This window comes from Methylobacterium goesingense (assembly GCF_022179225.1).
Taxonomy (GTDB): Bacteria; Pseudomonadota; Alphaproteobacteria; order Rhizobiales; family Beijerinckiaceae; genus Methylobacterium; species Methylobacterium goesingense.
The window spans coordinates 1-19,722 of sequence record NZ_BPQL01000058.1 but is presented as its reverse complement, the minus strand read 5'-3'; the positions used below and the strand labels follow the sequence as shown (position 1 = coordinate 19,722).

The window sequence follows — 19,722 nt, the reverse complement described above, 5'->3', positions numbered from 1 at the left end:
ACTCAGCGGATGATGTTGATCAAGGCGGACATCATGTCCTGCGAGGTGGAGATGACCTTCGTGTTGGCCGAATAGGCCTGCTGAGTGACGATCATCTTGGAGAACTCGCTGGCGATGTCGGTGTTCGACTGCTCGACGTTGCTGCCGATGATCGTCGTTCCGTTCAGACCGACGAGGGGCGTTCCGGAACCGAGAGTCTGCTCGTAGGTGCCGTTCGAGTTGGCCTTGAGGCCGTCGGAATTGTTGAACTGGACCACCTTGATGTTCGCGAGTGCGATCGTGTTCCCGTTGCTGTACTTGCCCATAACCTTGCCGTCTGCGGTGACGCTGAGGTTGTTGAGCGTTCCCGACGTATAACCGTCCTGGGTTAGGGTGTTCGTCGTGACCGTGCCGCCCGAGGAGGTGTAGCCGGTCAGTCCGCCGCTGCCGTAGTTGAGTTGGATGTTGCCGAGATTGACGCCGTCGACCGTCAAGGCCGGGATGGCGACGGTCGAGGTGGCCGGCGCGGTAAGCTGGCCGCTGTTGTTGAACTGGAACGCCGTACCGGCATTCGTCCATGCGGTCGCGGTGCTCGTGACCGTGCTCTGGTTGGCGTAGAACAGGTTCCAGACGTCGTTAGTCCCGGCCGTCGCATCCGCGTTCTGGACCTTGGCCCAGCGGGTCTGGATCGCCACGGGGCCACCGCTCGCGGTATAGGCGGTTAGCGAAGGTCCATCGACGCTTCCGTTGATGAAGCTCGCCGCATCCGCCGCCGAGACCGTGGCGCTCCCGGTGCCGGACAGGATGGCCGGATTCGCGCCGGAGGCCAGGGTACCGAGGAGTTCGGAGCCCGGAATGCTGGCATTCGCGTTCTTGGTGGCGGGCGTCTTGGGCAGGTTGGCCGAGTACGTGATGGTGCCGGTGGGGTGCGCCGGCAGGATGGAGTTCGTCACCTTGACCGGGCCCTCGCCGGTGGCCTGCCCGGTGACGGGGTCGAGGCTGTTGCCCTTGAGGTAGGACCCGGCGCCGTTGACGAGGTAGCCGTCCTTGTCCAGGGCGAAGTCGCCGCGTCGCGTGTAGGAATCGTTCGTCGAGAAGCTGGACTGGCCGTTCGCGTCCCCGGACTTGGTCTGGACCACGAAGAAGCCCTCGCCGTTCAGCGCCATGTTCGTGCCGATCTCGGTGGCGTTCAGGCCGCCCTGCACCGTGGTCGTCTGCCGCGAGTTGGCGGCTACCGAGCCGGCGACCTGCCGCGTCGGTGTCTGCTGCTCGGCGACGAGATCGACGAAGTTCGTATCCACCCGCTTGAAGCCGACGGTCTGCGAATTCGCGATGTTGCCGGAGATGTTCTCCAGCGAGAACGACTGGGCCTTGAGGCCCGAAACGGCCGTCTGCAGCGCGGTGAAGACATCCATGGCCGAGGCCCTTCTTTGACGAGACGACACCCGATGCGTAGCGCGCACCGGCTTTGAGACCGGATGCCGCAATCGTCATGCCAAGACTAAGCCACTGAAAAACCTAGGGATACGCTCGCAATTGCTCGGCAAGAACCGCAGGGTCCGCGCCGATGCGGCAGCTTTTGCCGGGTACATCCGATGCCAAGTCGGATGTTTACGCCGCGTTATCGTCGATCTGCCTATCGTCGGGGAACCGCAGTTGTGGATCGCCACCATGAGAGCCAAACGGACGACCCTCGTCCACCTGATCTACTTCTCGCGCCTGAATCTCTCGGCCGACGCGACCTCGCGCACCCAGCAGATCGGCGAGATCACGCGTCAGGCCCAGAAAAAGAACGAGTTCGCGGTGATCACCAGCTTCCTGATCATCGAGCAGAACTTCGCCGCGCAGATCATCGAGGGCGAGCGCACCTCGGTGAGCGACACCTTCGCGCGGATCAGCAACGATTCGCGCCACCGCGACGTGCAGATCGTCGAGTGGCGCGAAATCGTGAAGCGTGAATTCGTGAATTCCTTCACGACCGGCATCCGCACCCCGGTGAATGATGGCATCTTCCAGAAGGCCAGCCTGCTTCCGATGTTCCAGCGTGGCACGCCCAAGGCGGGGGCCATCCATGCGCTCGCCGTCACCCTCCAGGCCGAATCGATGACGAAGCAGGGCATCGACCACTTGTTCGTCTGATTAGAGCCAGACCGGCGCGACCCCGTCGCCCCGCACCCGGATTCGTGAAAGCCCATGAGCGATACGCCCGCGATCCTCATCGTCGACGACCAGGAGAAGCTCCTGAAGCTGGTCATCCTGCTGATGAACCGGCTCGGCTTCCCGGACGTGGAGGGGGTGACCGACGCCGTCACCGCCCTCGAGCGCATGCGCGAGCGCCGCTACGCGCTGGTGATCTCGGACCTCGACATGGAGCCGATGGACGGCCTCGCCTTCCTGCGCGAGATCCGCGCCGACGACGCGTTGATGAACACGCCGTTCCTGCTCACCGAAGCGTCCTTCGATTTCGAGGACATCAACCTCGCGCACCAGGCCGGTGCGGACGCCTTCATCCTGAAGCCGTTCGACATGTCTGTGCTGAAGGCCAAGCTGAAGCAGGTGATCAACCGCAAGCCGCGCCGCCGAGAGGCACCGCTCGCCGCCGAGTCGGCCCTGTCGATCGATTTCCCGATGCTGGGAAAATTCTGACGTCCGGCGGGTCCGAGATCAGGCGGGGATGATCCGCCGATACAGGTGCCAGGTCGCGTGGCCGAGGATCGGCATCACCACGGCGAGACCGACGAAGAGCGGCAGCGAACCGAGGATCAGCAGGCCGGCCACCACGAAGCCCCAGGCCGTGAGGGTGCGCGGGTTGCGCCGGAAGGCGGCGAGCGATGTCTCGACGGCGGTGAGCATGTCGACCTCGCGGTCGACCAGCATCGGCACCGAGACCACGCTGATGGCGAGCACCACGAGCGAGAAGGCGAAGCCCACGAGGTTGCCGATGGCGATGAGGGCCCAGCCGCGCGGCGTCGTAAGCACCTCACGCACAAAGTCGAGGACGGAGACCGGAGCGGCGTCGCCGTAGAGCGCCCAGAAGATGCCCTGGGCCGCGAGCAGCCAGGACGCCAGGATCACCGCCAGCACCAGCCCGAAGCCCGCCAGAGCCCCCGCCGCCGGCCGCCGAAGGCTCGCGAAGGCATAGGCCCAGTCGGTCGACAGACCCTGCTCCCGCCGCCGGCTCAGCTCGTACAGGCCGATCGCCGCGAAAGGCCCGATCAGGGCAAAGCCCGCCGCGAGGGGGAACACCAGCGGCAGCACCTCGGTCCCGAACGCGAAGGTCGCCAGCACGACGCCCACGATGGGGTAAATCAGCCCGATGAAGAGCGCGTGTGTCGGCATCGCCAGGAAGTCGTCGACGCCCTGTCGGAGCGCCTCCGACAGATCGCGGCCGTCGATGGCGTTCACCACCGGGCGGGCCATGCTGTGGCCGAAATCGTGGACCGGAAGGGTCGTCATTGCTCAAGCCCTCACGCAAGGAGAAAGCTCACGACGTCGACGCCCAAGCCTTGTACGCATGCCCGTGCGTGAAGGCGCCGAGAGCGAATGCACCCGACGCTAAACCCATTTTCAGCGTCTGTCTTCGGCTTTCACGCCGACCCGCGATGATTTCCCGAACCTTGAGTATAAGCCCGTGAAAGCTTGACGCTATGCGGCGCGCTTCTGGTAATCCTTGATGTCGCTGAAGCGCACCTCCGGCGCCCGCTCCTCCTCGTAGCGGAGCGAAAAGGCCGTGGTGGCCATGAAGACCGGCGCACCATCGAGGTCGCTCGCCATGGCCGAACCGTGGCTGCCGATGAACTTGTCGAGCTCGGGCTCCTTCTCGGCGGTGATCCAGCGGCAGATCGAGAAACGGGTCGGCTCGTAGTCGATCGGCAGGCCGTACTCAGCCTGGAGGCGCTCCTTCAGCACGTCGAGCTGGAGGGCGCCGACGACGCCGACGATGGCCTGGGAGCCGTCATGCGGGCGGAAGACCTGCACGACGCCCTCCTCGCCCATCTGCTGCAGCGCCTCCTTCAGCTTCTTGGCCTTCATCGCGTCGGTGAGCTTAATCCGGCGCAGGATCTCGGGCGCAAAGCTCGGCACGCCGCGGAACACGATCTCCTCGCCCTCCGTCAGGGTGTCGCCGATTCGTAGCGTGCCGTGGTTGGGAATGCCCACCACGTCACCCGCGAAGGCCTCGTCCGCGATGGCGCGGTCCTGGGCGAAGAAGAACTGCGGCGCCGAGAGCGACATCGGCTTGCCGGTGCGCACGAGCTTGGCCTTCATCCCCCGGTTCAGCCGCCCCGAGCAGACCCGCATGAAGGCGATGCGGTCCCGGTGGTTCGGGTCCATGTTCGCCTGGATCTTGAACACGAAGCCCGTCATCTTCGCCTCGGTCGGCTCCACGAGGCGCTTGTCGGCGTCCTGACCGCGCGGCGGGGGCGCGAAGCGGGCGAGCCCGTCGATGAGGTCGCGCACGCCGAAATTGCGCAGCGCCGAGCCGAAGAAGACCGGCGTGAGGTGGCCCTCGCGAAAAGCCTCGAGGTCGAAGCGCTTCAGGCCGGTCTCGGCGAGCTCCGCCTCCTCGCGCCAGGTCGCCGCCTCGCCGTCCTCGGTGAGCAGCGCGTCGAACAGCGGGTCCTCGACGCCCGTCACCGCCACGGTTCCGGCGTCGTCCGCCGCGTCGAGGCGGCGCACCCGGCCGTTGCCGAGGTCGTAGGTGCCGGCGAAGCTGCGGCCGCGCCCGATCGGCCAGGTCACCGGCGCCACGTCGAGGGCGAGCACCTTCTCGATCTCGTCGAGGAGCTCGAAGGGGTCGCGCGCCTCGCGGTCGAGCTTGTTGATGAAGGTGACGATCGGGATGTCGCGCAGGCGGCAGACCTCGAACAGCTTGCGGGTGCGCGCCTCGATGCCCTTGGCCGCATCGATCACCATTACGGCCGAATCGACCGCCGTCAGGGTGCGGTAGGTGTCCTCGGAAAAGTCCTCGTGGCCCGGCGTGTCGAGGAGGTTGAAGACGCAGTCGCCGTACTCGAACGTCATCACCGAGGTGACGACCGAGATGCCGCGTTCCTTCTCAATGCCCATCCAGTCCGAGCGGGTCGAGACCCTGTTGCGCTTGGCCTTGACCTCGCCGGCGAGCTGGATCGCGCCCCCGAACAGCAGCAGCTTCTCGGTGAGCGTGGTCTTGCCGGCATCCGGGTGCGAGATGATCGCGAAAGTGCGGCGACGGGCGACGGGGTCGGCCTTCGCGTCGCTGGGCTTGGCGTCGGCGGGCTTCGAGTCGTTCTGCATCAGCATGGCGGGCAAGGCGTTCCATGTCCGCGCGCGGCGGACGGCGTTCGCGAAGGGGCGGCCGCGAAGGTACGGCGAAGTGCCGTTCTGTAGGCGCTTCGGGCGCGATGCGCAAAACTCAACCGCGCCCGAGATACGGCATGTTGGTGGCGACCACGGTCATGAACTGCACATTGGCCGACAGCGGGAGCCCCGCCATGTAGACCACCGCGTCGGCCACGTGCCGCGCATCCATCACGGGCTCGGCCCGGACGCTGCCATCCGCCTGGCGCGCGCCAGTGGCGATACCGGCCGTCATTTCCGTCTCGGCGTTCCCGATGTCGATCTGCCCGCAGGCGATGTCGTAGGGGCGCCCGTCCAGGGAGGTCGCCTTGGTCAGGCCCGTGATGGCGTGCTTGGTGGCCGCGTAGGGTGCCGAGTGCGGACGCGGTGCCTGCGCCGCGATGGAGCCGTTGTTGATGATGCGGCCGCCGCGCGGATCCTGGTCCTTCATCATCCGGAACGCCGCCTGAGTGCACAGGAACGCGCCGGTGAGGTTCACATCCACCGAGCGGCGCCAGTCCGCGAGGCTGACCGCGTCGATCGCCGCGCCGGGGGTGAAGACGCCCGCATTGTTGAACAGGACGTCGAGGCGCCCGAAGCGCTCCGCCACATGGGCGAACAGGCGCGTCACCGATTCGGCATCCGCCACGTCGGTGACCACCGCCTCGGCGGCCACCCCCGCATCCCGCGCCAGAATCGCCACGCGTTCAAGGGGCTCGGCGCGGCGCGCCGCCAACACGAGGTCGTAGCCGGCCCGCGCTAGCCCAAGCGCTACGACGCGCCCGATTCCCGAACTCGCCCCGGTCACGACTGCAATCCGTCCGAGCATGCCGCTTCCCTTCGTTCCACACACCGGATCATAAAGCCCGCCCCTCCCCCGTTGCCAGGGCCGAAGACTGCGTCTAGACAACGCCACGCCAGCGCTTTGGGGCGTCGCCAAGTGGTAAGGCAGCGGTTTTTGGTACCGCCATTCCCAGGTTCGAATCCTGGCGCCCCAGCCAGTTTTTTCTCGGACGATCAATTGCCGTCCGCAGCGGATCTTGCCGTCATGGCGGAACAGGCTGTGCTGTGCGGACGCACGAAAGTCGGCACAGTCGGACCGTCGAGCGAATCGGTTCCGTGCCTTCCAAGCGACCGTCCTCACCCTCGCCCAGATTTTCCGTCCGGTCCGCCGCAGCACCGGCCATCCTGTCATGGCTCTCTGCCCGTACGACCCCAGGCCTACGGCCAAGAACCCGGCATCCGGTGACGGCCCGCCGATCCGGGGCCGTGCCCTTCAGGTCCTCCGCAAGGCCGCATGGCTGATGGGGCAGGACATGAAGAAGCCCGGCGCGCCATCACGGCGGCCGGGCGATTGGCGTGGTCCGCGATACGGGAGCCCGCACCGCGAAGCGACGATCTATGTCGAGCGACAGCGACCGGTCTTGGTCTTCTCCTTGTCGCCATCATCGTAATTGACGCCGAGAGACTCGCCGGCCAACGAAGCGATCACACCCGGGAACCACTTCCCGCCGCCTTGGAAGTTGCACTCGACGCGCGTTCCGATTGCCCAGGCATATGGCCTCACGTTGGATAGGCTCATCGCCTCCCGGTCGCCGTCATCGTAAGCGACAACGATCCTATCAGAGGAAACACTCTGGATGACACCAGGGTACCAGTACGCCCCGCCTTTATACCGTCCCAGGACCCAATCACCCGCAGTCTGCGCAACAGCACTGCTGTTTCCAATGAAAAACAGGCTGCATAACGCAGGAAAAATCCTCAAGAGCAGCGGTGATCGCAAGTTTTTCATTTTCTGAAATCCAGTGTTCTGTCTCTGTGCGAAGCTCCCGACTAAGTTCGACGCACGATAACGAGAGTCAAGGCTTGTAAACGCGGTGTGCGTGACAAAAGAAACCCGCCGCGGCCGGAGCCGGGCGGGTAAGGGTCGAGTCTCGCTTGGGATGTGTCAGAACGGGCCGGTGGCGGGATGGTTCCCAGCCTGTGGCTCGCCGAGCGATCGCCGGAGCGTCAGGGCCGGCGCATGCCGGTGGGGATCTCCCGCACCGGTCCCGTGGCGCGCCTCGGTTGCGCAAAACGAGGAACGCCGCCCCGGCGGGAGCCGGGAATGGTCGAAGGCCCTCGATCTCCGACGGTGTTCGGCTGCAGACTAGACGATCTGGGGCTGGCTCAAGAAATTCCAGAGCGCGTCGGCGGCTGGATTGCGGCACTCCAGGGATCGGAAGAGCCTGATCTCGATGGGCACATCGAACTGTTCGGGTCCCGCGCGGACGAGGCGACCACAGGACCGGTCGTCGGCCGCGACCGTCTGCGGTAGCCAGGCGACGCCGTGCCCCTCCCGCGCCATGGTGGTCAACGTCGCGGCGAGATGCGAGGTGAAGCGGGTCGCGCGGTGGATGGGCGGCTCGGCCTGACAGCTCTCAAGGATCCGGCCCAGCCCGGAGGCCGAACTGTACGCCAGATAGGGAATCGGGTCCGAGCACGATCCCGGCAGCGACCACGATCCCTGGTCCTGGCCCGGCGCGGCGGGTGTGCAGAGCGGAACGAGCACGTCGTCGCCGACGCGCACGCTCTCGAACCGGTCGGGCTCGAAGCGCGTCGGCGCGTCCGGATGATGGTGGCAGAGCAGGAAGTGCACCTCGCCCGACAGCATGATCTGCTCGCAGGCTTCCATGCTATCGGAGATGAGGTTGAGGGTGCCCAGCGTCTGGGTGCGCATCACCCCACGGACCCAACTCGGAAAGAACGTGAACGAGAGGGCGTGGGTCGCTGCGATCGACAACGTCGCCGTGTCCTGGGCGCCGGCGGCCCGCGTCTCGCGCCGGGCGCGCTCCAGGCCCCGCAGCAACGCATGGGCGGCTGGCTCGAAGTGGGAGCCCGCCGGAGTGAGGGCCGCCCCCTGAGCACCGCGCACGAAAAGCTGCGTCCCGATCCAGTCCTCCAGGGCGCGGATGCGGCGACCGAAGGCGGGTTGCGACACGTGCCGAGCCTGGGCGGCGCGCGAAAACGTCTTCTGCTCGGCAAGCGCGAGGAAATCTTTCAGCCAGTCCAGTTCCATCTCTGTGCCGTTCACGCATAGCGCATACCGAACATGGCATTGGCCGAGCGCGGCTGTCCACACGTATGGGAGGCATCACACCCCGCAAGAGGGATCGAAGATCTGACCGCCGCGAAGCGGTAAGAGGAGGAAACACGACATGAAGTCATGGCTCGGCCGGCTCTATGTTCAAGTCTTCATCGCGATCATCTTGGGTGGATTCATCGGGTACTTCTTGCCGGACGTCGCGGTGACCCTGCAGCCCCTGGCGGACGGCTTCATCAAGCTCATCAAGATGCTGCTCGCGCCGGTCATCTTCGGCACCATCGTGGTCGGCATCGCCAAGATGGGCAACCTGAAGGAGGTCGGGCGCATCGGGGTCCGCGCGCTCGTCTATTTCGAGGTGGTCTCGACCCTCGCGCTCGTCATCGGCCTCGTCGTGGTCAACGTGATGCAGCCGGGCGTCAGCATGAACATCGATGCGACGCACATCGACGGCAGCGCCATCGCGGCCTACGCCAAGCGGGCGGAGGCGCAGCCCGGCCTCGTCGGCTTCCTCATGGACATCATCCCCACCACGATGGTGGATGCCTTCGCCAAGGGCGCCATGCTGCAGATCATCCTGATCTCGCTGCTCTTCGGCCTCGCCCTTGTGCAGGCGGGCGAGCGGGCCAAGCCGGTGGTCGCCGTCGTCGACAGCCTGCTCGACGCGCTGTTCCGCATCGTCGCCATGGTGATGCGGCTGGCCCCCATCGGCGCCGGGGCGGGCGTCGCCTTCACCATCGGCAAGTACGGCTTCGGGACCGTCTGGTCGCTCGCCTACCTGATGCTCGGTGTCTACGCCACATCGATCCTGTTCATCGTGCTCGTGCTCGGCTCCGTCTGTGCCTGGACGGGATTCCCGCTCCTCAAGGTCCTCGGCTACTTCAAGGACGAGATCCTGATCACCTTCGGGACCTGCTCCACCGAGGCCGTGATGCCGCGCATGATGGCCAAGCTGGAGCGGCTCGGCTGCGAGAAGTCGGTCGTCGGCCTCGTGCTGCCCACCGGCTACACCTTCAACGCGGACGGCACCTGCATCTATCTGACCATGGCGGCGATCTTCGTGGCGCAGGCCACCAACACGCCGCTCGGCCTCGGCGACCAGCTCGTGGTCCTCGGAGTGCTGCTCCTGACCTCGAAGGGCTCGGCCGGCGTCGCCGGCGCCGGCTTCGTCACCCTCGCCGCCACCCTGTCGAGCATCCACACCGTCCCGGTCGCAGGCCTCGTCCTGCTGCTCGGCGTCGATCGCTTCATGAACGAGGCGCGGGCGGTGACGAACCTGATCGGCAACGCGGTCGCCACGATCGCGGTCGCCAAATGGGAGGGCGCCTTCGACCGCGACAAGGCCGAGGCGGCCTACCGCAACCGCGCGACCACCGCCGCCGAGGACGTCGTTCCCGAGACGAAGGCGGGTCACCGCCTGCCGGCGTCCACGGCCACCGCCTCGTAGGGCCACGGCCCGTCCGACCCCACGCCGTTCCAATCCCCGCTACGCTCCAAGGAGAGACCCATGCGTATCGTCGACGTCTGCGAAGTCACCAAGCCGATCGCGTCACCCATCCGCAACGCCTACATCGACTTCTCGAAGATGACCGCCAGCCTCGTGGCCGTGGTCACCGACGTCGAGCGCGACGGCCGCCGGGTGGTGGGCTACGGCTTCAACTCCAACGGCCGCTACGGCCAGGGCGGCCTCATCCGCGAGCGCTTCAGGAACCGCCTGCTCGAGGCCGACCCGACGAGCGTGCTGAACGCGGCCGGCGACAACCTCGATCCGCACAAGCTCTGGGCGGCGATGATGACCAACGAGAAGCCCGGCGGCCACGGCGAGCGCTCGGTGGCGGTGGGCACCCTCGACATGGCGATCTGGGACGCCACAGCCAAGATCGCCGGCAAGCCGCTGTTCCGGATGCTGGCCGAGCAGAAGGGCATCGCGGCCGACCCGCGCGTCTTCGTCTACGCGGCCGGCGGCTACTATTATCCGGGCAAGGACGACACCCAGCTGCGCGCCGAGATGCGCAGCTACCTCGACCGGGGCTACACGGTCGTGAAGATGAAGATCGGCGGCGTCCCGATCGCGGAGGATCAGCGCCGCATCGAAGCCGTTCTGGCGGAGATCGGCGCCCAGGCGCAGCTCGCCGTCGACGTGAACGGGCGCTTCGACCTCGAGACCGCCATCGCCTACGCCAAGATGCTGCGCCAGTATCCGCTGTTCTGGTACGAGGAGATCGGCGACCCCCTGGACTACGCCCTGCAGGCGGCGATGTCGGAGTTCTATCCCGGCCCGATGGCCACCGGTGAGAACCTGTTCTCGCACCAGGATGCCCGCAACCTCCTGCGCTACGGCGGCATGCGGCCGGACCGGGACTACCTGCAGTTCGATTGCGCCCTGTCCTACGGCCTCGTCGAGTACCTGCGCACCCTCGACGTGCTGGAGCAGTTCGGCTGGTCGCCCAAGCGCTGCATCCCGCATGGCGGTCACCAGATGTCGCTCAACATCGCGGCGGGCCTCGGGCTCGGCGGAAACGAGAGCTACCCGGACCTGTTCCAGCCCTATGGCGGCTTCCCCGACGGGGTGCGGGTCGAGAACGGGCACATCGTCATGCCCGAGCTTCCGGGCATCGGCTTCGAGGGCAAGTCCGACCTGATCAGGGTCATGCGCGAACTCGCGGCGTAAACCCGGGTCGTCGGCTGCACGGGGTCGATGGCACCCCGCGCAGCCTCGTCTTGCCCGGACGGCCTCACGCCACGGTGGCGATCGACGTTCGGGCGTTGGGGAACGAGCGAGCCGGGCTCGCCATTCTGACCAAGTGCTTCGTCAGCGCCATCGTCGCGGTCAGGCGCAGGCCTCGTTCTCGCTGCGCGCAGCGACCTCGCGCAGCGGCGAACCTCCGGCCGGCCTGAGTTCGGGCGACAGAATGATCTCGGCGCGCAGACCGCGTCCGTCCCGGCCACAGGCGAGCGTCACCCGGGCGCGGAGCTGATCGGCGTAGGCACGCACGATGGCGAGGCCGAGACCGCTGCCGTCCGTGTCGCGATTCGCGTCGAGGCGGTGGAAGCGTTCGAAGACCCGTTCGCGCTCCGCCTTTGGAATGCCGGGGCCGTTATCCTCCACCGCGATCCGGACCGCGCCGCCATCCTCGTCCGCCGCCGACGCGACACTGACGGCGACCTGTCCGCCGGGCCCGGTATAGCGCACGGCGTTGTCGATCAGGTTGCGCAGGATCTCCTCGAGCAGCAGCGGTTCCAGCCGGATGGACGGGTGGCTCAAGGCCTCGAAGGACAGGTCGATGTCCCGGCGCAGCGCCAGGCCGGCGAAGTCGGCGGTGGCGTCGCGGGCGAGGCGCGCGAGGTCGATCGTCACCGGTTCCGGGCGCCGGGCCGCGCCTTCCTCCACCGCCGCGAGCGTGAGAAGTTGCGCGATGAGGTGATCGAGGCGGTCGACGGCCGCCGCGATGTCGGCCCGCGAGGTGTTCCAGGCCGCGCTCCCGGGGGGCTGGCGGTCGAGAAGGCTGAGGTGGGTCTTCAGGATCGCCACGGGCGTGCGCAGCTGGTGCGAGGCATCGGTCGTGAATTCGCGCATGACCGTCAGGGCGTGATTAAGCTGGCGCAGGAGTTCGTTGAGGGCGCCCACCAGGGGCAGCGCCTCCCCCGGCACGCCCGCGACGGTGAAGGGCGGCACCGCGCCGCGCCCGTCGAAGCGGCGCTGCTCCACCTCGCGGCGAAGGCGGTCGAGGGGCGTCAGCCCCATCTGCACCGCGAACCAGACGAGCAGGACGCCGATGGCGGCCAGAACCAAGCCCAGGACCGTCAGGGCGGTGAGCATCCGCCGCACCAGCAGGTCGCGGCCGTGCGTTGTCTCGGCCACTTGCACCAGGGCCGTGTGGTTCGTGACGTAGATGGGCTTCAGCATCGCGCCGATGCGCACGCGCTGACCGAGGAAGACGCCGTCGCGGTAGGCCAGCGTCTCGACGGGCGGCAGCGTCGCGGGCAGACCGAGATCCTTGTAGCCCGTCACGAACTCCCCGTCGGCCGAGACGCTGTAGAAGATGCTGTCGCGCTCGGAATTCGAGAGCATGCGGAAGGCCGCTGCCGGCATGTCGACGGTGACGTGCCCGTCCTGAACGGAGAGCCGCTCGGCGATCGACAGGATCGAGCCGGCCAGCACCCGGTCGTAGGCCCGGGTGACGAAGGCGTCCACGAACCAGGTGCCGCCCGCCGCGAGCGCCAGGGCCAGGGCCGCCATCGGGATCAACAGGTAGGCGGCGACCCGCAGGCGCAGGGAGCGGATGCTCACCGTGTGTCCCCGGGCGGACCAGGCTCCATCAGGTAGCCGAGCCCCCGCATCGTGACGATGCGCGGCCCCGTCTCGCCGAGGTGCCGGCGCAGACGCGCCACGTAGACCTCGACGGCGTTGGGGGTGATCTCCTCGTCGAATCCGAACACCTCCGCGGTCAGGCGCTCCTTCGAGACGACGCGGCCGACCCGGGTGATGAGGGATTCGAGGATCGCCATCTCGCGCTTGCGCAGGGGCAGCACCCGCCCGGCGAGCGTCGCGACCTGGCCCGAGCGGTCGAAGACGAGGTCGGCGCAGGTCAGGATCGGATCGGGTTGGCCGCTGCCGCGCCGGACCAGGGCGCGAACCCGCGCCTCGAGCTCGGCCGGATCGAACGGCTTGGCGAGATAGTCGTCCGCGCCGAGATCGAGGCCGGTGACCCGGTCGGCCACCGCCGCCCGCGCCGTCAGGATCATGACCGGAACCGTCATGCCGGCCCGGCGGATCTCGCGCAGCACGTCGAAGCCGGAGCGGTCGGGCAAGCCGAGATCGAGCACGACGAGGGCGTAGGATTCTTGGCGCAGCCAGGGCAGGACCTCGGCGCCGCGCGCGGCGCGGTCGACGGCGAAGCCGCTCAGGCGCAGGGCGGAGACGATCCCGCGGGCCAGCGCGGCGTCATCCTCCACGATGAGGATCCGCATGGTGACCCCTTCTCCCCGGCGGCCGAAGGTGTGGCGATGAAGTATCTTTCCTGACGTGGCGGGATGCCGTGTCAGGATGATGCAAGGTCGGGTGGTTACCTTACCCTTCGACAGGTGCGCAACGAGACGCACCATCGCCAGGGAGCTCATCATGAACAAGCGGCTCGTATTGTCGCTCGCATTGTCGATCCTCGCCCTCACCGGCGAGGCCCAGGCTCAGACCCCCGTACCGCCCGGGTATCCGGCCGCCTATGCGGAGCTCATCGAGGCCGCCAACAAGGAAGGCGCCCTGTCGATCTACTCGACAGCCGATGCCGCCGAAGTCTCCGAACTCCTGACCCAGTTCCGGGCGCTCTATCCCAAGCTCAAGGTCGAATACGCCGACCAGAACTCCACCGAACTCTACAGCCGTTACGTTGCGGAAGCCGCCGCGGGCGCCACCGCCGACCTGATCTGGTCCTCGGCGATGGACCTGCAGATCAAGCTCGTCAACGACGGCTACGCGATGACCTATGCCTCGCCGGAGAAGAGCGCGCTGCCCGATTGGGCGAAGTGGAAGGATCAGGCCTACGGCACCACCGCCGAGCCCATCGTCTTCGCCTACAACAAGCGCCTGGTGCCCGAGGCCGACGTGCCGCGCAGCCACGCGGACTTCGCCAAGCTCCTGGCGGCGCAGCCCGATGCCCTGAAGGGCAAGGTCACCTCCTACGATCCGGAGCGGTCCGGCGTCGGCTTCCTCTACGTGACGCAGGACGTGCAGATCAGTCCCTCGACGACCTGGGACACGGTCAAGGCGATGGGGAAGGCCAGCGCCAAGTTCTACACCTCCACCGGCGCCATGATCGAGCGCGTGGTCTCGGGTGAGCACACGCTGGCCTACAACATGATCGGTTCCTACGTCCTGCAGCGTAACCGCAAGGACCCGAACCTCAGCTTCGTCCTGCCCAAAGACTACACCCAGGTGATGTCGCGCATCGCCTTCGTCTCGGCCAAGGCCAAGAACCCGGCGAGCGCCAAGCTGTTCCTCGACTTCATCCTGTCGAAGGCCGGCCAGGTCGAGCTCGCCCGCCACGCCATGACCTCGGTCCGCGACGACCTCCAGGAGACCCACGGCATCAAGAGCTTGCCCGGCGCCACGGAAGTCACCCTCAAGCCGATTCGCGTCGGGCCCGAGCTCCTGACCTACCTCGACCAGATCACCCGCCTGCGCTTTCTGAAGCAGTGGCAGCGCGCGCTGGCGGCGAACTAGAGCCATGCCCCGCGCCTTCCGCATCGCGGTCGTCCTGATCACCGCGCTCCTGATCCTCGGCCCCGTGGGGCTGGTGGTCTACCAGAGCTTCCTCAGCGGGCCGTTCTTCCAGCCCAACAGCACGCTGACGACCCAGGCCTACGAGTTCGTCCTCTTCGAGGAGGAGGATTTTCGCGATGCCTTCCTGAATTCGGCGATCATCGCCGTCGGCATGACCGCGATCGCGGTGCCGCTCGGCTGCATGATGGCCTTCCTGCTGGTGCGCACCGACCTGCCGGGCAAGCGCTTCATCGAGCCCCTCGTGCTGGTGCCGATGTTCGTGTCCTCGGTGGTGCTCGCCTTCGGCTTCGTGGTTGCGCTCGGCCCCGTCGGGATCGTCAGCCTGTGGGTGAAGGGCCTCACGGGGAGCATCCCCTGGTACCTCTACTCGAAGACCTCGCTGATCCTCATCGCGGGCCTCACCCACGTACCGCACGTGTTCCTCTACGCATCCTCGGCCCTGCGCTCGCTCGGCTCCGACGTGGAGGAGGCGGCCCGCTCCGCCGGGGCCGGCCCCTTGCGGGTGGCCCTGACGGTCAGCCTGCCGATGATCATGCCGAGCATCCTCTATGCCACGGTGCTGGTGTTCTTCCTCGGCTTCGAGCTGTTCGGCCTGCCTCTGGTGCTGGGCGACCCCGAGCGCATCCTGGTGCTGGCGACCTACCTCTACAAGCTCACGAACAAGCTCGGCACGCCGTCCTACGACCTGATGGCGGTGGTGGTCGTCTCGATCATCTTCGTGACGCTGCCCCTGGTCTACACCCAGCGCAAGCTGCTGGCCGCCGCCAGCCGGTACGTGGCGGTGAAGGGCAAGGCGAGCGCCCAGCGTCCCCTCGCCATCGGCGCCTGGCGCTGGCCGGCCCTCGGCCTGATCGTGGCCTGGCTCGGCGTCACCGTCGTGATCCCCGTGACGGCCCTCGTGCTCCGCTCCTTCCTCGCCTCCTGGGGTGAAGGCGTGGGCATCTGGGAGAACCTGACGACCGCACATTTCCGCGAGCTGATGGAATACCCCAACCTCGTCCGGGGCATCGTCAACACCCTGCTCATCGCCACGGTCGGCGGCGCGCTCTCGGTGAGCTTCTACGCCCTGGTCAACCTCGCGCTGCACCGCTGGCGCTCGCGCTGGACGGCGGTTCTCGACTACCTCGTGCTGGTGCCGCGCGCCATGCCGGGGCTGATCGCCGGCCTCGCGATGTTCTGGCTCTTCCTGTTCACGCCGATCCTGCAGCCCTTCCGCCAGACCCTGTTCAGCCTGTGGCTCGCCTACACGCTGGTCTGGCTCGCCTACGGCATGCGCCTCGTCAGTGCGTCCCTGCTGCAGATCGGCCCCGAACTGGAGGAGGCCGGGCGGGTCTCGGGCGCACGCCCCGCCCAGGTCAGCCGCGACATCACGCTGCCGCTGATCAAGGCGGGCCTGATCGGCTCCTGGGTCCTCATCTTCGTGACCTTCGTGCGCGAGTACTCCACCGGCGTCTACCTGCTCAGCCCCGGCACCGAGGTGATCGGCTCGCTCCTGGTCTCCCTCTGGGGCACCGGTGCCGTCGACCTTGTCACCGCTCTTTCCACCGTCAATCTCGCCCTCATCCTCGTCGGCCTCGGCCTGATGTTCGCACTCGGGAACAAGCGTCATGCCTAAGCTCGTCATCGAAGACCTCCATCTCCGCTACGGCTCCGTCGAGGTTCTGAAGGGCATCGACGCCCGCTTCGAGGAAGGCTCCGTCGTCTGCCTCCTCGGGCGTTCGGGTAGCGGCAAGACCACGCTGCTGCGCTCCATCGCGGGCCTGGAGGAGCCGTCCCACGGGTCGATCCGCATCGACGGCCGCCCGGTCTTCGACGCGCGCACCAAGGTCAACCTGCCGCCGGAGCGACGGGACCTCGGCTTCGTGTTCCAGTCGTACGCGCTCTGGCCCCACCGCACGGTGTCCGAGAACGTCGCCTACGGCCTGCGCCTGCGGGGCGAGTCGAAGACCGGCATCGGCACCAAGGTGCAGGCGGCGCTGGAGGGCGTCGGCCTCGGGGCGCTGGGCGAGCGCTATCCCTCCCAGCTCTCCGGGGGCCAGCAGCAGCGCGTCGCCATCGCCCGCGCCCTCGTCTACGAGCCGCCGGTGATCCTCCTCGACGAACCGCTCTCGAACCTCGATGCCAAGCTTCGGGAAGAGGCCCGGATCTGGATCCGGGCCCTCATCAAGCGCCTCGGCATCACCGCCGTCTTCGTCACCCACGACCAGAGCGAAGCGCTGGCCATCGCGGACCAGATCGTGCTCCTCGACGGAGGCCGCCTGATCCAGTCCGGCACCCCGGAGGAGCTCTATGAACGCCCCGCCACCCTGTTCGCCTCCGAGTTCATGGGCACCAACAACACGCTGAACGTCGGCGTGGTCGAACGCCAGGGCGGACGCGCCCGCGTGACCCTGGGCCAGCACCCGCTCTGGGGCACCGACCGGACCGAAGGCGGAGCTGCCAGGGAGGATGCCAAGGGGGTGATCCGGATCGAGGCCGTGCGCCTCGTCGACGGTGCGGGCGAGAACCGGATCCCAGTGGAGTACGAGACCTCCATCTATCTCGGCAACCAGTTCGAGCACCTGTTCCGCTGCGGCGACCAGAGCCTGCGTCTGCTCTCGCACCAGCGGGTCGGGCCCGGAACGCATTGGGTGGAATGCCCGCCCGACCGGCTCTGGGTGTTCTGAGCGATCGGCTGCCGTACGGGCCCCGTACGGCGCCACCATTCTCGGACGACCGGCCGCGCACCAAGCTTGGGATTAATCACGCCGCCGATTCGTGCCGGCGCGAATGCGATTTAGCTTGAGTTAATCTATATGTACTTGCCACCGGAATGTTGTAAATTTGCATTTATCTGCAAATATTCCCGCATATAACTAGACTATGCTTGATTCGTTCGATTAGAAATCCGGTGCGACTAGCACAGTCCGATCGCATATCAATTTATAAGCCTCAAAAGTCTATCAACCCGGCAAACATCATGCACGGATCTTCGGATCGGCGGCACCGGTCATGGCATGCTGGACATAGCGACAGATCTCGTGGGAGATACGCGTGCACCACCTGAACAAAGTCCTCATGTCATCGGTTGCGGCTCTTGCCGCAACATCCGCGGCTAGCGCCGCAGATCTTCCCGCTAAGGTCGCTGCACCGATCGAATTCGTTCGCGTCTGCAACGCCTACGGCAACGGATTCTTCTACATTCCCGGCACCGATACCTGCATCCGGCTCTCCGGGCGCGCGCGCTTCGAGGTCGGATACCAAACCTCCTACAGCCGGGGCTCGAGCGGAACCTCGACGCCCGGCGATCTCACCGGCTACCGTGGCCTCGCCCGCATCAACGTGGATGCGCGCACGCAGACCAGCTACGGGACCCTGCGGGCCTTCCTGAGGCTCGAAGCGGCCAGCCGTACCGGCATCCCGACGATCCGGTCGGGCACCACGGAGCGCATCGGCAACGCCTTCGGCGCCACCGGGCAGGACCAAGCCGGTCGCGTGCAACAATTCTTCAACACCGACAAGGCGTTCATCCAGTTCGCGGGCTTCACGGCGGGGCGCGCCACCTCGTTCTACGATTTCTATGCCCACGACTTCGAGATCATCGCCTCCTCGATGAGTTCGGACGTGACCTCGACAAACCTCGCCGCCTATACGACCAAACTCGGCAGCTCGGGCTTCTCGGCCACGGTTTCGATGGAGGATCCGAGCTTCCGCCGCACACCGCTCTTCACGGCGGCGAACGCGCCCGGCACGACGCTGGCCGCCAGCCCGCTCTTCATCGGCTTCTCCGCCACCGGCACGCCGACGGGCGTCGGCTTCGTCGACATCGTGCAGCGCAACCGCATGCCCGACTTCGTCGGCGTCCTGCGCTACGACGCGACCTGGGGCTCGGCCCAACTCTCAGCGGCCGTGCACGAGCTGAACTACGCCAATCCCATTGCGGGCGCTTTCGCGGGCACCAACCTCGGCAGCGCGGTGACGGCGGCCAACAGCGTCACGGGTCCCGGCCTCGCCACCGCCTACGGTTGGGCGGTCCAGGGCGGCGTGAAGGTCAACCTGCCGTTCATCGCGCCCGGTGACACCCTCTACCTCCAAGCCTCCTACGGCGAGGGCGCCGGGATGTATACGGGCTTCTCGGCCTATACAGGCTCCTACATCGGCAATACATCCTCGATCCAGGGTTCGGCGTTCAACCAGTACTTCAACGACGCGGTGCTCAACCCTTTTACAAATCGGCTCGAACTCTCGACGACTTTCACCGCGGTCGCCTCGTTCCTGCATTACTGGACGCCGGAGCTGCGCTCAGCCGTCTTCGGCTCCTACGGCGAGTTGAACTTCGCCAGCGGCGCCCGCGCCCGCCAGGGCGCCTATTACGGCATCACCGGCGCCGGTCCGGGAACGCCCGGTACACGCTTCTTCGACGTGAGCCAGGTCCTGCGCGACAACTACCGCTTCGTCGTGGGCGGAAGCCTGATCTGGTCGCCGGTCCGCGACCTCGATATCGGGTTCGAGGGCATCTACACGCAGTACGGCGTCACGTCGGGCCGCGTGCTCGACCTGAGCAAGTTCCCGGCGCAGAATGCGGCCTTCGTGAACAACCTCGCCAACACCATCCGGACGAAGACCAGCGAAGACACTGTCCAGGTCCGGGCTCGCGTCCAGCGCGACTTCTGAACACGGCACCGGACGATCCTCCCGACGGCTCAGGGGTGGTCCAATACCGATCCGGGCAGGGTCGCGGGTGGGTCGGCGGTGGGCTTGCCCGCCGCCTTCCCCGGGGCGATCGATCCTATGGATAAGCCAGAGTGCACCGCGCATCGGCGCGTCGGACACCGCGCGACGACCCGGATCCTTGCCGTTGAAGCGCGCGAAGATACGCCAGTCGGCGATCGCCTCAGCCCCCAAGCACCAAACCCGATACGGATTGCCGGCCCGACGCTGATGTCGCGTTACGGCGCGACCACGCTTGTGGTGGGTTCGGCCGTGGCACGCCCACGGGATCGACGACAAGGTCGATCGAATCTCGGACCCGGCCGGGCCGAAACCGTTCGGCGATCGTGCTGGTGTGCGCCGCACGCGTGCGGCG

Annotated in this window: 16 protein-coding genes and 1 tRNA gene; 9 read left to right on the top strand and 8 right to left on the bottom strand. The window is 66.9% G+C overall.

Features of this window, described 5'->3' with window-relative positions:
* Window positions 1-2: 2 nt before the first annotated feature.
* Entirely contained in the window at window positions 3-1,394 is a 1,392-nt protein-coding gene (locus MFF30_RS10995) for a flagellar hook protein FlgE (RefSeq protein ID WP_238279411.1), read from the bottom strand.
* Between the two features lie 256 nt (window positions 1,395-1,650).
* Between MFF30_RS10995 and MFF30_RS10990 the strand changes: the two genes are divergently transcribed.
* Both MFF30_RS10990 and MFF30_RS10985 read left to right on the top strand, forming a co-directional pair.
* Entirely contained in the window at window positions 1,651-2,118 is a 468-nt protein-coding gene (locus tag MFF30_RS10990) for a BLUF domain-containing protein (RefSeq protein WP_306424572.1), read from the top strand.
* 54 nt (window positions 2,119-2,172) lie between these two features.
* On the top strand, window positions 2,173-2,625 hold the full coding sequence (locus MFF30_RS10985) for a response regulator (protein WP_238279409.1): 453 nt from the start codon (window positions 2,173-2,175) through the stop codon (window positions 2,623-2,625).
* A gap of 18 nt (window positions 2,626-2,643) precedes the next feature.
* Here the strand turns inward: MFF30_RS10985 and MFF30_RS10980 are convergent, their stop codons facing one another.
* From MFF30_RS10980 to MFF30_RS10970, 3 genes are all read right to left on the bottom strand, one after another.
* The gene (locus MFF30_RS10980) at window positions 2,644-3,435 is read right to left on the bottom strand and encodes a DUF2189 domain-containing protein (RefSeq protein WP_238279408.1); all 792 of its coding nucleotides are present in this window, start codon (window positions 3,433-3,435) and stop codon (window positions 2,644-2,646) included.
* 189 nt (window positions 3,436-3,624) lie between these two features.
* Window positions 3,625-5,259 carry a peptide chain release factor 3 gene (locus tag MFF30_RS10975; protein WP_238279407.1) on the bottom strand — a complete coding sequence of 545 codons (1,635 nt, stop codon included), beginning with the start codon at window positions 5,257-5,259 and terminating at the stop codon, window positions 3,625-3,627.
* Between the two features lie 112 nt (window positions 5,260-5,371).
* The gene (locus MFF30_RS10970) at window positions 5,372-6,124 is read right to left on the bottom strand and encodes an SDR family oxidoreductase (protein ID WP_238279405.1); all 753 of its coding nucleotides are present in this window, start codon (window positions 6,122-6,124) and stop codon (window positions 5,372-5,374) included.
* A 97-nt stretch (window positions 6,125-6,221) separates the two neighbouring features.
* Here MFF30_RS10970 and MFF30_RS10965 point away from each other — a divergent pair.
* A tRNA-Gln gene (locus MFF30_RS10965) sits at window positions 6,222-6,296 on the top strand.
* 1,148 nt (window positions 6,297-7,444) lie between these two features.
* On the opposite strand, the gene MFF30_RS10960 is transcribed toward MFF30_RS10965, so the two are convergent.
* Window positions 7,445-8,368: a LysR family transcriptional regulator gene (locus MFF30_RS10960; protein ID WP_306424571.1), complete on the bottom strand. Its 924-nt coding sequence runs from the start codon at window positions 8,366-8,368 to the stop codon at window positions 7,445-7,447.
* Window positions 8,369-8,492: 124 nt separating this feature from the next.
* Here MFF30_RS10960 and dctA point away from each other — a divergent pair, with 124 nt between their 5' ends.
* The gene (dctA, locus tag MFF30_RS10955; RefSeq protein ID WP_238279404.1) at window positions 8,493-9,824 is read left to right on the top strand and encodes a C4-dicarboxylate transporter DctA; all 1,332 of its coding nucleotides are present in this window, start codon (window positions 8,493-8,495) and stop codon (window positions 9,822-9,824) included.
* A 60-nt stretch (window positions 9,825-9,884) separates the two neighbouring features.
* Window positions 9,885-11,048 (top strand): mandelate racemase/muconate lactonizing enzyme family protein, encoded by a 1,164-nt coding sequence (locus MFF30_RS10950; protein ID WP_238279403.1) that lies wholly within the window; start codon window positions 9,885-9,887, stop codon window positions 11,046-11,048.
* 159 nt (window positions 11,049-11,207) lie between these two features.
* Here MFF30_RS10950 and MFF30_RS25965 read toward each other — a convergent pair whose 3' ends face one another.
* The gene (locus MFF30_RS25965) at window positions 11,208-12,668 is read right to left on the bottom strand and encodes a sensor histidine kinase (protein ID WP_283205887.1); all 1,461 of its coding nucleotides are present in this window, start codon (window positions 12,666-12,668) and stop codon (window positions 11,208-11,210) included.
* The gene (locus MFF30_RS10935) at window positions 12,665-13,348 is read right to left on the bottom strand and encodes a response regulator (RefSeq protein ID WP_238279402.1); all 684 of its coding nucleotides are present in this window, start codon (window positions 13,346-13,348) and stop codon (window positions 12,665-12,667) included. The genes MFF30_RS25965 and MFF30_RS10935 overlap by 4 nt, the downstream gene beginning before the upstream one ends.
* Window positions 13,349-13,499: 151 nt before the next feature.
* Between MFF30_RS10935 and MFF30_RS10930 the strand changes: the two genes are divergently transcribed.
* From MFF30_RS10930 to MFF30_RS10915, 4 genes are all read left to right on the top strand, one after another.
* Window positions 13,500-14,597 (top strand): ABC transporter substrate-binding protein, encoded by a 1,098-nt coding sequence (locus MFF30_RS10930; RefSeq protein ID WP_238279400.1) that lies wholly within the window; start codon window positions 13,500-13,502, stop codon window positions 14,595-14,597.
* A 4-nt stretch (window positions 14,598-14,601) separates the two neighbouring features.
* Window positions 14,602-16,272: an ABC transporter permease gene (locus MFF30_RS10925; RefSeq protein ID WP_238279399.1), complete on the top strand. Its 1,671-nt coding sequence runs from the start codon at window positions 14,602-14,604 to the stop codon at window positions 16,270-16,272.
* Complete coding sequence (locus tag MFF30_RS10920; protein ID WP_238279398.1) at window positions 16,265-17,323, top strand: ABC transporter ATP-binding protein; 1,059 nt, start codon at window positions 16,265-16,267, stop codon at window positions 17,321-17,323. The genes MFF30_RS10925 and MFF30_RS10920 overlap by 8 nt, the downstream gene beginning before the upstream one ends.
* Window positions 17,324-17,714: 391 nt before the next feature.
* On the top strand, window positions 17,715-19,310 hold the full coding sequence (locus MFF30_RS10915) for a porin (protein WP_238279397.1): 1,596 nt from the start codon (window positions 17,715-17,717) through the stop codon (window positions 19,308-19,310).
* A gap of 220 nt (window positions 19,311-19,530) precedes the next feature.
* On the opposite strand, the gene MFF30_RS10910 is transcribed toward MFF30_RS10915, so the two are convergent.
* On the bottom strand, window positions 19,531-19,722 hold a 192-nt coding region (locus tag MFF30_RS10910), incomplete at its 5' end, for a hypothetical protein (RefSeq protein ID WP_238279396.1).

Bases quoted from the DNA above. Each gene is read 5' to 3' on its own strand.
- MFF30_RS10995 (WP_238279411.1), bottom strand. From the start codon at position 1,394: ATGGATGTCTTCACCGCGCTGCAGACGGCCGTTTCGGGCCTCAAGGCC.
- MFF30_RS10990 (WP_306424572.1), top strand. From the start codon at position 1,651: ATGAGAGCCAAACGGACGACCCTCGTCCACCTGATCTACTTCTCGCGC.
- MFF30_RS10985 (WP_238279409.1), top strand. From the start codon at position 2,173: ATGAGCGATACGCCCGCGATCCTCATCGTCGACGACCAGGAGAAGCTC.
- MFF30_RS10980 (WP_238279408.1), bottom strand. From the start codon at position 3,435: ATGACGACCCTTCCGGTCCACGATTTCGGCCACAGCATGGCCCGCCCG.
- MFF30_RS10975 (WP_238279407.1), bottom strand. From the start codon at position 5,259: ATGCTGATGCAGAACGACTCGAAGCCCGCCGACGCCAAGCCCAGCGAC.
- MFF30_RS10970 (WP_238279405.1), bottom strand. From the start codon at position 6,124: ATGCTCGGACGGATTGCAGTCGTGACCGGGGCGAGTTCGGGAATCGGG.
- dctA (WP_238279404.1), top strand. From the start codon at position 8,493: ATGAAGTCATGGCTCGGCCGGCTCTATGTTCAAGTCTTCATCGCGATC.
- MFF30_RS10950 (WP_238279403.1), top strand. From the start codon at position 9,885: ATGCGTATCGTCGACGTCTGCGAAGTCACCAAGCCGATCGCGTCACCC.
- MFF30_RS10935 (WP_238279402.1), bottom strand. From the start codon at position 13,348: ATGCGGATCCTCATCGTGGAGGATGACGCCGCGCTGGCCCGCGGGATC.
- MFF30_RS10930 (WP_238279400.1), top strand. From the start codon at position 13,500: ATGAACAAGCGGCTCGTATTGTCGCTCGCATTGTCGATCCTCGCCCTC.
- MFF30_RS10925 (WP_238279399.1), top strand. From the start codon at position 14,602: ATGCCCCGCGCCTTCCGCATCGCGGTCGTCCTGATCACCGCGCTCCTG.
- MFF30_RS10920 (WP_238279398.1), top strand. From the start codon at position 16,265: ATGCCTAAGCTCGTCATCGAAGACCTCCATCTCCGCTACGGCTCCGTC.
- MFF30_RS10915 (WP_238279397.1), top strand. From the start codon at position 17,715: ATGTCATCGGTTGCGGCTCTTGCCGCAACATCCGCGGCTAGCGCCGCA.